Source organism: Myxococcus sp. SDU36 (assembly GCF_030168875.1).
GTDB lineage: Bacteria > Myxococcota > Myxococcia > Myxococcales > Myxococcaceae > Myxococcus > Myxococcus vastator.
The window spans coordinates 1,775,576-1,786,810 of the sequence record NZ_CP077414.1 but is presented as its reverse complement, the minus strand read 5'-3'; the positions used below and the strand labels follow the sequence as shown (position 1 = coordinate 1,786,810).

1 protein-coding gene (running past one end of the window) is annotated in these 11,235 nt (G+C 71.6%); it reads right to left on the bottom strand.

Going from position 1 to position 11,235, the window contains the following annotated elements; translation table 11 throughout:
* Positions 1-3 precede the first annotated feature (3 nt).
* Positions 4-11,235: the 3' portion of a non-ribosomal peptide synthetase/type I polyketide synthase gene (locus KGD87_RS07340; protein ID WP_284666762.1), read on the bottom strand. It continues 1,896 nt past the right edge of the window; only the last 11,232 of its 13,128 coding nucleotides appear in the window; its start codon lies off the right edge, out of view — the gene reads right to left on this strand; the stop codon is at positions 4-6.

Below are 11,235 nucleotides of genomic sequence, written 5' to 3'. Positions count from 1 at the left end.
GGCTCAGCTCTCCGCCTCGGTCGCGTCCAACAGCGCGTCCAGTTCCTCGTCCGACAGTTGGTCCAACGCGGCCGGGTCCAGTGACCTCGACGCCGGTGCGATGGCGTCATCCGCGATCCGCTTCATCGAGCCCGCCATCCGGGACACCATTTCCGCCATGCCGGCGAGCGTGGGTGACTCGAACACCGCCGTCAGCGGCAGCTCCACGCCCAACGCCTCACGCACGCGCGCCACGACCCGCGCGGCCATCTCGGGGTGTCCGCCCAGGGCGAAGAAGTCGTCCCGAGCGCCGATGCGCGGCTGGCCGAGCAGCTCCGTCCAGATCCCCGCCAGCGCCAGCTCCTCCGGCGTCGCGGGGGCGACGTACCCCGCGGGGGCCACCCGCGCCTTGGCCATGGCCTGACGCCGCTCGGCGTCCCCCGGCAATGTCACGTCCGCGAGCCGCTCCACGCCAGAGGCCAGTGCCTCCAGCAGCATGCGCCAGTGCTCCAGCAACTCGGCCACCACGTCAGGGCCATGCAGCTCGGGCGCATAGGCCAGGCTCAAGCGCAGCTTCTCACCGGGAACCACGTAGGCGATGAGCGGGTGGTTTCCCTGCTCATGGCTCTCCACGTCCACCACCTCCAGCCCCGGCACGCCCTGCCCCAGCGAGGTGTCGAGCGGGTAGTTCTCGAAGATGAGCAGGCTCTCGAAGAGCGGCAGGCCCCGGGACATGTCGCTCCAGCCCTTCACCTGGACCAGCGGACTGTGCTCGTACTTCCGCATCTCCAGTTGCCGTGCCTGGAGCTTCTGCAGCCACGGCACCACCCGCGCGTTGGACGACAGGTCCACGCGGATGGGCAGCGAGTTGATGAACAAGCCCACCATGGACTCGGCGTCCGGCAGGTCCACGGGGCGCCCGGAGACGGTGGCCCCGAAGACGACGTCCTCCTGGCCCGCATGGCGTCCCAGGAGCAACGCCCACGCGCCCTGCGTCAGCGTGTTGAGCGTCACCGCGTTGCGCCGTGCGAAGGCCTGAAGCGCGGCCGTGGCTTCTTGCGACAGCCACAGAAGCTCCTCACCCGTGACGGCGGCTTCCATCCCGGGCGCGGCGGCCCTGGCGCCAGGCAGCGGCGTTGGCGTGGTGAAGCCCGCGAGCTCCTCACGCCAGAACGCCTCGGCGCGGGACAGGTCCTGCCGCTGCAGCCAGGCCATGTAGTCGCGCCAGGCCGCGGGGCGAGGCAAGGAGACGTCGCGCCCCTGCGTCAGCGCCGCGTAGCAGGCGAAGACCTCCTGCAACATCACGCCCACGCCCCACCCGTCCATCACCAGGTGGTGGTGGCTCCAGAGGAAGCGATACTCCTCCTCCGCCAGACGGACCACCTCCATCCGGGCCAGCGGCGCGGGCGCCAGGTTGAAGCCACGAGCACGGTCCTCACGAACCAGCGCCTCCAGCCGGGCACGCTGCGCCTCGGCGGGAACACCTCGCAGATCGTGCTCCGTCCAGGGCAGGTCCGCCTTGGCATGAACGACCTGGAGCGGCTCCGGGAGTCCCTCGTGGATGAAGGACGTCCGCAGGACGGCGTTGCGCGCGATGACCACCGCCCACGCGCGTCGCAGCGCGGCGACGTCCACCTTCCCACGTGACGTCCACGCCAACTGCTCGTGGAAGACCCCCGAGCCCTGGGGCGCGAGCGCGACATGGAACAGCATGCCCTGCTGAAGCGACGTGAGCGGGTACAGGTCCTCCACGTCCGGGAACCGCCGCAGCAGGCGGTCCAGGGACGCGGGCGACAGGCGCGCGAGCGGGAAGTCACCCGGCGAACGGCGCGCCGCGTCCGGCGTACTCCGGCCCGCCATCAGCTCACGCAGCGACGCCAGGAAGCTCTCTGCCACAGCTTCGATGGTCGCCCGCTGGTGGACGCGCGTGCTGTAGGCCCAGGCCACCCTCAGTCGGCCCTCGCTCACCACGGCATTCACTTCAAGACGGTGTGGTCGGCGGCCTCCCGCGCCATGCCATGCGCCGCTCGGCTCCTCCGTGAGGGCGAAGCGCTCCGAACCCCGAGCCGCCGCGTCGAGCTGTCCCAGGTAGTTGAACCCCACCTCCGCGCGCGGAGAGGCGCGCAGCGCCTGGGCCGTGTCTTCGCGCAGGTAGCGCAGCAAGCCGTAGCCCATGCCATTCACCGGCAACCGCCGCCGCGCATCCCGCAGCGTCCGAAGCGCGTCGCCTGGACTGCCCGCCTCCGGCAACTCCACCTCCAGCGGGGAGGTGCTCGTGAACCAGCCCACGGTGCGAGACAAGTCCACGTCACCGAAGAGCGCCTCGCGCCCGTGCCCCTCCAGCTCCAGCCGCACGTCGCGGCTTCCCGTCCAGCGGGACAGCGCGCGTGCCACCGCCGTGAGCAGCACCTCGTCCACGCGCGCCCGGTACGCCAGGGGCACTTCGCCCACCAGCGCCTTCGTCTCATCCACGCCCAGCGTCACCGTCACCAGCGCCTCCGAGCCCACCGTGTCGTCGCCGCCTGGCAGGTCCACCGGGAGCGAGGGGACGTCACGCGAGGCCTTCCAGAGCGGCAGCTCGCGCGCCACCTCGTCCGTCCGGGCATGCGCCACCAGCCGCTCCGCCCACGCCTTGAAGGACGTCGTCTTCGGCGGCAGCGACACCGGAGCCCCGCGCTCCAACTGCGAGTACGCCGACTCCAGGTCCTCCAGCAGCGGACGGAGCGACACGCCATCCACCGCCAGGTGGTGCACCACCAGCAGCAGCCGGGACGACCGGCCCGCGCCCCGCTCGAACAAGGCCGCGCGCAGCAGCAGCCCCTCGCCCAGGTCCAGGCTCTGGTGGACCTCCGCGCCCACGGACTCCAACGCGGCGCCCTGCTCCGCCTCCGGCACGGAGGACAGGTCCACGCGCCTCACGGGCACTCGCTCGGGCACTCCCGCGATGGACTGGCGCCAGCCCTCCGGCGTCCGCGTGAAGCGCAGCCGGAGCGCGTCATGGTGAGACACCAGCGTCCGCAGCGCCTCTTCCAACAGCGCGGCATCCACCGGGCGGCGCACCTCCAGCACCGCCGCCAGGTTGTAGTGGTGCGGCTGTGGCAACGCCCACTCGTCGAAGAAGATGCGCTGCATGGGCGTCAGCGGCACGGGCCCCTCCACCAGCCCCTGCTCCGCCGTGCCTGCCTTCGCCGTCCCCGCGGCTGCCGCCAGCTCCACCAACGTCTGCCGCTCAAAGAGCATGGCCGGCTCCAGCTCCAGCCCCAGAGCCTTGGCCCGGGAGACAATCTGGATGCCCAGGATGGAGTCGCCGCCCAGCTCGAAGAAGTTGTCGTGCAGGCCCACACGCTCCACGCCCAGCACCTGCGCCCAGAGCGCGGCCAACGCCTTCTCCGCCTCGGTGCGCGGCTCGGTGAACACCTTTCCGGTGATGCCTCCGCGCGCGGCATCCGGAGCCGGCAACGCCCCACGGTCCACCTTCCCGCTGGGTGACAGCGGAAGCGCATCCAGCGAGACGAAGGCGGCGGGCACCAGGTGGTCGGGCAACCGTTCCTTCATGAAGGAGCGCAGCGCCGAAGCGTCGAGCTCGGCGGCTTGCACGATGTACCCCACCAGCCTCCGCGCCCCCGGTGTGTCCTCGCGCACGAGCGCCACCGCGTCACGCACGTCGGGGTGCTGGCGCAGCACCGCCTCCACTTCCCCCAACTCGATGCGGAAGCCGCGCAGCTTCACCTGGAAGTCGGTGCGGCCCAGGTACTCCAGGCGCCCGTCCGCGAGGAAGCGGACCCGGTCGCCCGTGCGGTACAGCCGCGCCCCCGCCGCTCCCGAGAAGGCATCCGGGACGAAGCGCTCCGCCGTCAGCTCCGACCGTCCCAGGTAGCCACGCGCCACGCCCGGTCCGCCCAGGTACAGCTCGCCCGGAACGCCCGGAGGCACGGGCTGCCCCCATCCGTCGAGCACGTACGCCCGCATGTTCGCGATGGGCCGGCCAATGTCCGGGCGCTCCACGTCCAGCTCGGTGGAGAGCGTCGCGCAGACGGACGCCTCCGTGGGCCCGTAGCCGTTGAGCAGTCGCCGCCCCGGCTTCCAGCGCCGCGCCAGCTCCGGCGAGCAGGCTTCACCCGCGGAGATGACCGTCTCCAGCAAGGGCAGCCCCTCCGGCTCCAGCTGAGACAGGGACGAAGGCGTGAGCGTCACCGTGGTAATGCCCCGCGTCTCCAGCAGCGCGCGCAGCGGTGCCCCCGGCAGCAGTGACTCGCGTGGAGCCAGGTGCAGCTCCGCACCGGCCACCAGCGTGGATAACACCTCCAGGACGGATGCGTCGAACCCGAGCGCCGCCGCCTGGAGCACGCGCCGCCCTGGCTGCACGTCATGCGCCCGGATGATGGTGCCCAGGGTGTTGCAGAGGCCCTGGTGCGGCACCAGCACGCCCTTCGGCGTGCCCGTGGAGCCGGACGTATAGATGACGTACGCCAACTGCTCCGGCAAGGACGCCACTCGAGGTGGCTTTGTCGGATGGCGCGCGATGTGGCGTTCGTCGCCGTCCACCGCGACGAGCAGCTCGCCGCCCGCGGGGAGCACGTCAGCGATGGCATCCACCGTCACCACCACGGACAACCCGGCGTCCCGCATCATGTGCGTCAGCCGTGCCGTGGGATACGCGGGGTCCAAGGGGACGAACGCGCCGCCCGCCTTCAGCACGCCCAGGAGCCCCACCACCAACTCCACGGAGCGCTCCGCGCACAACCCCACGCGGACCTCGGGCCCCACGCCCAGCGTGCGCAGGTGGTGCGCGAGCTGGTTGGCCTGTTCGTCCAGCCGCGCGTACGTGAGCTGCTGGCCCTCGGCCACCACGGCCACGGCGTCCGGCGTCCGGGCGGCCTGCGCCTCGAACAAGCCATGCAGCGTCGCGTCTGTCGCGAAGGGCTCGCGGGTGTCGTTCCACTCCACCAGCATCCGCTGGCGCTCCGCGTTCGACAGCAACGGCAACTCCGACACGCGCTGCGACGGGTTCGCGGCGATGCCCTGGAGCAGCCGGACGAAGCGCTCCCACAGCAGCTCCACCGTGGCCAGGTCGAACAGGTCCGCTGGGTACTCCAGGGCGCCCGTGAGGCCCTGCGGCGTCTCACGCAGCTCCAGCGACAGGTCCACCTTGGTGGCGCCGATGTCCAGCTCCACCATCTTCACGCCCAGCCCTGGCGTGCGGACCTCGACGGGCGGCGTGTTGTGGAACGTGAGCATCGCCTGGACCAGCGGCATGCGGCTTGGGTCTCTCGGCACGCGCAACTCGTCCACCAGCCGCTCGAACGGAATCTCCTGGTGGGCGTAGGCGCCAATGGACGCCGCCTTCACCCGGCGCAGCAGCTCCACGAAGGTGGGGGCTCCCGACAGGTCTCCTCGGATGGCGAGCGTGTTCAGGAAGCAGCCGATGAGCCCTTCCAGCTCCGGACGGTTGCGGCCCGCCGCGGACGTGCCGACGATGATGTCGTCCTGCCCGGAGTACCGGTGCAGCAGCGTCTGGAGCGCCGCCGTCAGCACCATGAAGGGAGTGGCCCCCTCGCGACGGCCCACGGCCCACACCGCGTCCATCACCGGCTTGTCCACGGAGACCTGGAGACGGCCACCCCGGCCCGTCCAGCGCGCGGGCCGCGGGCGGTCCGTCGGCAGCTCCAGCACCTGCGCGCCCGCGAGCTGCTTCTTCCAGTACGCGAGCTGGGCCTCCATGCCCGGCCCCTCCAGCCAGCCCCGCTGCCACACCGCGTAGTCCGCGTACTGAATCGGGAGCTCGGGCAGCGGCGACGGCCGACCTGCCGCGAGCGCTTCGTAGCCCGCGACCAGCTCGCGGAAGAGCACGCCCCCGGACCATCCGTCCGAGGCGATGTGGTGCAGCGTGAGGTGCAGCACGGACACGGACTCGCTGATGCGAATCAGCACGGCTCGCATCACCGGCCCGTGGACCAGGTCGAAGGGCTTGCGCGCCTCGGACAGGGCCTGCTTCAGCGCGTCCGCCTCCCGCGCCTCCAACGTGCCGCCTCGGGCCTCCAGCCGCTCCAGCACCAGGGGCATGGCGTCGGCAATCACCTGGTACGCACCGCCGTCTTCGAGCGCGAAGGTCGTGCGCAGGACTTCATGCCGACGAACCAGCGCGTTCAGCGCGGCCTCCAGGAGGCCTTCGTCCACCGCGCCATCGAGACGCAAGGTGACGGTGTTGTTGTACGCGATGCCCGCCGGGTCCAACTGGTGGAGGTACCAGATGCGCTGCTGCGGGAAGGACAGCGGCAGCGGCTTGTCCCGACCCACGCGCACCACGGGCGTGGCCGTCGCCGCGGAGACCTCCGTGCCCACCGTCTGCCGCGCGGTGGTCCGGGTGCCCACGGCGCCGCGAGCTGGCTGCGAGGTAGAACGCCGCGCCTTCGTTGCACGCGCGGGGGCCACGCACTCCACTGCTCCAGCGTCGCGGAAACGGGCGCGCTGGCCCGTCACGAAGAAGCGCTCATCCGAACCCGGAACGGAGATGAAGCGCGCCCGCGTGGCCTCTGGATCATTCCAGAAGCCCAGCGGAACCGCCGCGCCTCCCAGCGCCAGCTCGCCCACCACGCCCACCGGCACCGGCTCGCCGGACGCATCCCGCACGTACACAGGCGCCGAAGCGGGAGACGGCCACGCCGCGCCCACCAGGGAGGACTCCACCGCCACACGCCGTGCGGACGTGGTGACGTCCCGCGGTTCGCCTCCAAGCACCCAGAGGCGAACGCCCCCCAGCGCGGCCTCGGCGCCAGGAAGCTCCGCCAGGGCACGCGCCTGCGACGGCGCGCAGCGCAGCGTGGTGACGCCCTCCTCTTGCACCAGCGTCAGCAGCGCGCCGAAGCCAGCATCGCCTTCGGCCAGCACCGCCTCCGCGGGCAGGGGCTGCACCTGGCTGCGCTGACGCACGACGTCCAGCAGGCGGAGGCTGGACATCATCGGCGCCAGCTCCACGCCAAAGTCGACGAGACAGGCAATCTCGTCCACGTCCAGGGAGCGCACGCGCTCCACCACGCGCACGCAGTCCTCCACCGAGCCGAAGAGGCCACCTTCCTTGATGTAGTGCTCCACCCCCTGGGCGAGCATCACCTCCACGTCCTCCGGCGTGAGGCCTCGCACGTCCACCTGAAGGCCCTGGCTGGCCACCAGGTTGGCGAACACGTCCACCGAGCTGCGGAAGTACCGCAGCAGCGGCTCGCGCACGGCCTCGCGCACCTCGTCCAGGTCCTGGCCGAGGAAGGTGTGGAGCATCAACGTGACGTGGCCATGGCCCGGTCCATGTCCCGCCTTGCGGTACGTCTCACGGTACAGCGCCACCTTCATCGCCAGCTCGTCCAGGTTGGAGCCCAGTCCGAGCACGTTGGTGAGGATGCCCGCCCCCACTTCACCGGCCTTCCGGAACGTCTCCGGGTTGCCAGTGGACGTCAGCCAGACCGGCAGCTCCGCCTGCTTCGGCTTGGGCCGCAGCGCCAGCTCCACCTCATTGCCCGCGCCGTTGCGCCGCAGCACGGTGCCGCCGCGCCACAGCCGCCGCACTTCCTCCAGCCGCTCGATGAGCACCTCGCGCCGCCGGTCAAAGGTCCCCGGTGAGAGCGAGAAGTCGTTCGCGTGCCACCCCGTGGCGAAGGAGAGCCCCACGCGCCCACGGGACAGGTTGTCCACCACGGACCACTGCTCGGCGACTTCGATGGGGTCATGGAGCGGCAGCACCACGCTGCCCGCGCGAATCTGCACGCGCCGCGTGAGCATCGCCAGCGCGCCGCCCACCACCGAAGGCTGCGGATACAAGCCACCGAAGGAGTGGAAGCGCCGCTCCGGCGTCCAGACAGCGGAGAAGCCGTGAGTGTCGGCGAACTTCGCGCCTTCGAGGAGCAGCTCGTACTTCTCCTCGCCCAGCGAGTCCTCATCGTTGGCGAAGTACGAGAGACTGAAATCGAGAGGCCGCCGCGTGTCCGGCTCGCGGCCCAGGACGGCGAAGCGCGCGGCGAGCCGCTCGGGCGGAAGGACGACGCGCATCCCTCGCGCCAGCGCCCACAGCAGGTCCAGGCCCGACGGGTCGGCCGAAGGACCACCCGCAGCCAACCACACGTCCCCCTCACCCGCGCCCGTCCGAGCATCCAGTGAGGCCAGCACGTGCGCCACGTTGCGGTGGCTCAGCATGACCCGGCCGTGTCCTCCCAGGACCGCGGGCGCTGGAACGATGAACGCCAGTCGCTCCGCGGGCACGGGCTCCATCGCCTCCGCGCTCGAACCGACCGAGTCCACCGCGAGGGCGCGGATTCCCTTCGGCAACGCCGGCACGTCCTGCGTCCGGGGCACCAGCAACAACCGAGGTCCTTGCCCGGGCAGCAGGGACGCCAGCTCCGCGACCTCACCGGCCGTCACGGGAAGACAGGCACCTCCCGCCTCCAGCACGCCCCAGAGCGCGATGACCGACTCCACCGACGGCGTGATGCGCACCGCTACCGGCACGTCACTGCCCACGCCCTCCTGCTTCAACCGGGCCGCGAGACCTCGGGCCCTCGCCGACAACGCCCGCCACGACAGGCGACGGTCGCCCATGCTGAGGGCCACCGCGTCCGGTGTCCGCTCCACCCACGAGGCGAACCGGGCCAGCACAGCCGCATCCGCGAGGTCCCGGTCCGCAATCCTCGACGACAGACTGGACGGCGCCATGCTGGGAACCGCGGCTCCCTCGGGCTGAAGCCGCTGCTCCGAGGGAGCAGGCACCCGCGCAACAGCGCTGCGTTCATCCGGGGCCGCCAGCGGCATCCGTGACACGCGAAGCTCTGGGTTCGCCAAGGCCGCCCCCAGCAACGTCTGGAGGTGGGCAGACAGGCGCGCGATTCGCGGCTCGTCGTAGAGGTCGGTGGCGTACTCGATGAAGCCGTGGAAGCCGCCGCTCTCGCTCTCGTTCAGCAGCAGCGTCAGCTCACCGAGCGTGGCACCGAACTGCGCGGGCGTTCCCGGCACCTCCACCAACTGCATGCCCAGGCCCGCCACGGACGGCGGCGCGGTGGTGACGTGTGCGTGCAGCACCAACGCCGCGTCGCACAGCCGCGAGCGTGCCGGGTCTCTTCCGGCGGCCACCAACGGCAGCAGGTGCTCGAAGGGGACGTCCTGGTGGCTGGACGCGCCGACCGTCGTCTCACGGGCACGCGCCACCAGCTCGCGGAACGACGGGTCACCCGACAGGTCCGTGCGCAGGGCCATCGCGTGAGCCACGAAGCCGATGAGGGGCTCCAGCTCGCCACGGGCACGGTTGCCCACCGGCGTCCCCACCACGATGTCCTCGCGCCCCGAGTACCGGGCGAGCACCGACGCCAGGGCCGCCAGCAGCGTCATGAAGGGCGTCACTCCTTCGCGCTGACTGAAGCCCATCAGCGCCGCGCTGAGCTCACGCGAGAAGGCGACGGGGAAGCGGGCACCGCGCAGCCGCAGGTCCGCCCCACGAGGCCGGTCCGAGGCCAGCTCCAATGACGGGGGCAGGTCCGCCAGCACGTCGCGCCAGTACGCCTCCTGGGCCGCCAGCGCGCCACCCGCCAGCGAGCGGCGCTCCCAGGCCGCCGCGTCCACGTACTGCACCGCCAGCTCCGGCAGCGGAGCAGGCTGCCCCACGAGGAACGCCTGATAGTTCGCCGCGGCCTCCCGGAAGAAGGCCACCATGGACAGCGTGTCCGAGGCGATGTGATGCACCGTGAGCAGCATCAGGTGCTCGGCCTCGGCCAGCCGCAGCAGGCTCGCGCGGACGATGGGCCCCTGCTCCAGGGAGAACGGCCGGACCGCCTCGTCCAGTGCCAACCGCAGCGCCTCCGCCTCCCGATCACCCCCGTGAGCGCGCAGGTCCACCACGGGCACCTGGATGCGGACCTCGGCGGAGAACCGCTGGCGCACGCGCCCGTCCTCCACGCGGTACGTCGCACGGAGCATCTCGTGGCGACGGATGACCTCGTTGACGCTCCGCTCCAAGACTGGAGCGTCCAGCGCGCCTGAGATGCGCACCGCCAGGGGCATGTTGAGGGAAGGGTTGCCCGGGTCGAGCTGCTCCATCCGCCACACGCGCTCCTGCACCACGGACAGCGGCAGCTCACCCGCGCGGTCGATGCGGAACATCACCTCGGAGGCCGCCCTGCCCTCCAGCGGACCTGCCGCCTGGAGCATCGCCTCGATGCGCGCGGAGATGCCCGCTACGGTGGGGGCCTCGAACAGCGCGCTCAGCGGGAGCTGCACGGAGAACGTCTCACGCAGACGGGTGAGCATCTGCGCAGCCATCAGCGAGTTGCCACCCAGCTCCAGGAAGTCGTCATCCAGGCCGACCTCCACCGCCCCCAGCCGCTCGCGCCAGATGTCCATGACGCGCTGCTGGATCTCCCCCACCGAGGCGGGAGCCGTGGTGGCGGAGGGAACCACGGGGCCAGCGCCGGCCAGCGCGGCCCCTCCCACCAGCGTGGAGGCCGTGGGCAACACGAGCGGCGCACCCGACGACTCCAGCCGGCAGGACTTCTCCTCGAACGGATACGTGGGCAACGACACGCGGCGGCGCGGCTCCGCGCCATGGAACTTCTCCCAGGCGATGTCCACACCAGCGGCCCAGAGGTCGCCCAGGGACTGCAGCAGCCCACGAGCATCGCTCTCCGTGGGCCGGCGGCGCAGCGAAGGCGCCACGACTAGCAGCCGCTCCTTGCGCGCCCGCGCACGAGCCAGCGACGTCAGGTCCGTGCCAGGGCCCACCTCCAGCAGGACACTGCACCCATCCCCGAGGAGCGCCTCCAGGCCCGCGGCGAAGCGCACCGGTTGCCGCATCTGCCGGGCCCAGTACGTGGGGTCGGTGGCCTCTTCCGGGCGAATCCACGTCCCCGTGAGGCTGGACACATACGGCAGCTCCGGCGCCTTGAGGCGCAGCGAGGACACCGCTCGCGCCAGGTCCACCATCAGCGGCTCCACGGCGCTGGAATGGAAGGCATGGGCCGACGGGAGCCGCACCAGGCCCACGCCACGACTCGACAGCGAGGCCTGCAACGCGTCAATGGCCTCCACCGGACCGGAGACGACGCACCGGCCCTCGCCGTTGACGGCCGCCAGCGCGAGCCCCTCGCTGAGCAACGGAAGGAGCTCCGCCTCCTCCAACCCCACCGCGAGCATCGCGCCAGCGGGCATCCGCGCCATGAGCGCGCCACGCACCACCGCGAGCCGCAGGCCGTCCTCCGGCGACAACACCCCCGCCACGCAGGCCGC